The organism is Frankia sp. Mgl5, from assembly GCF_023242985.1.
GTDB classification, from domain to species: domain Bacteria; phylum Actinomycetota; class Actinomycetes; order Frankiales; family Frankiaceae; genus Parafrankia; species Parafrankia soli.
In genome coordinates this window covers 1-268 of the sequence record NZ_JALKFY010000142.1, presented here as the reverse complement: position 1 = coordinate 268, position 268 = coordinate 1, and the positions used below count along the sequence as shown (strand labels likewise).

The window sequence follows — 268 nt, the reverse complement described above, 5'->3', positions numbered from 1 at the left end:
AGTAAGGGAGAACAATGATCTCGCGCGCCCCCAAGTTCAAGCAGCGCTCAACGCCTTCCTCAAACAACGGGGAGGTGACTCCGATAAAGGCTGTCTCCACCCACCTGACCTTTAACCGTTCCCAGAACAGGCGGGACATCTTAAACAGATCGCTGTTTGCATCAGGATCACTGCTGCCTCTGCCTACCACAAGAAGCGCCATCTCCTCCGATTCGACGCTTGCATCGACACCTGCCTCCCGCAGCCTGGACGTTAATATCTCCAGCAC

The 268-nt window shown here is 55.6% G+C and carries 1 protein-coding gene; it reads right to left on the bottom strand.

What is annotated here, in order from left to right; translation table 11 throughout:
* Positions 1 to 268: CbiX/SirB N-terminal domain-containing protein (locus MXD62_RS08730; protein ID WP_285224001.1), on the bottom strand; the 268-nt coding region annotated here is incomplete at both ends.